The sequence below is a fragment of the Pseudomonas moorei genome (assembly GCF_008801475.1).
Taxonomy (GTDB): Bacteria; Pseudomonadota; Gammaproteobacteria; order Pseudomonadales; family Pseudomonadaceae; genus Aquipseudomonas; species Aquipseudomonas moorei.
The window spans coordinates 1-233 of sequence record NZ_VZPP01000058.1 but is presented as its reverse complement, the minus strand read 5'-3'; the positions used below and the strand labels follow the sequence as shown (position 1 = coordinate 233).

The window sequence follows — 233 nt, the reverse complement described above, 5'->3', positions numbered from 1 at the left end:
CCGATCACCAGGGTGCCGACGTTGGCGATGGTGGCGGTCTGGCCCGCAGTGAAAGTGCCATTGACGCCGTCGATGCTGAAGCTGACCACGCTGACGGGACCGTCAACGCTCGACGTACCCGTCAACACGCTGCCGGTCACGGCAGTGTCTTCCGCGGTGTTCACGCTTTCGCTGAGGTCGGTGAAGCTGTCGTCCACCGGGGTCACGCTGATGTTCAGGGTCGAGGTGACGTC

At 63.9% G+C, this 233-nt stretch carries 1 protein-coding gene; it reads right to left on the bottom strand.

Translation table 11 applies throughout. From position 1 onward, the window contains the following. On the bottom strand, window positions 1-233 hold a 233-nt coding region (locus tag F7R06_RS30885), incomplete at both ends, for a hypothetical protein (protein WP_170288751.1).